At 42.9% G+C, this 574-nt stretch carries 1 protein-coding gene; it reads right to left on the bottom strand.

The window, feature by feature from the left end:
• The coding region (locus FH975_RS00025) for a reverse transcriptase family protein (RefSeq protein ID WP_162319530.1) at positions 1-574 on the bottom strand (574 nt) is incomplete at both ends.

Genomic DNA, 574 nt, shown 5'->3' with positions numbered 1-574 from the left:
CATGATCTTCACGGCTTTTGGAGTAAATGAGGATGTCATCAATAAAGACGACCACAAAGTGATCCAAATATTCCTTGAATACTCGGTTCATCATATCCATGAAGGCAGCAGGAGCATTAGTCAATCCAAAGGACATGACTAGGAATTCATAATGCCCGTACCGAGTTCTGAAAGCCGTCTTTGGAATGTCATCGGTTCTAATCTTCAATTGGTGATATCCGGAACGAAGATCAATCTTTGAAAAGAATTTGGCTCCTTGCAACTGGTCAAACAGGTCATCAATACGTGGCAATGGGTACCTATTTTTGATGGTGACATGATTCAACTCCCGATAATCAATACAAAGTCGCATACTCCCATCTTTCTTCTTCACGAATAGAACAGGAGCACCCCAAGGAGAAGTACTAGGACGAATAAAGCCAATGTCTAACAATTCCTGCAGTTGGGTCTTTAACTCCTGAAGTTCAATAGGAGCCATTCGATATGGGGCTTTGGAAATGGGTTTTGTACCGGGTTCAAGGTCGATACAAAATTCAATTTCACGCTCTGGGGGTAGGCCAGGAAGTTCTTCGGG

Origin of the sequence: Nesterenkonia haasae, from assembly GCF_010119385.1 — a bacterium.
Classification (GTDB): domain Bacteria; phylum Actinomycetota; class Actinomycetes; order Actinomycetales; family Micrococcaceae; genus Nesterenkonia; species Nesterenkonia haasae.
The sequence above is the reverse complement of the archived record's forward strand: the minus strand, read 5'-3'. Positions and strand labels throughout refer to the sequence as shown.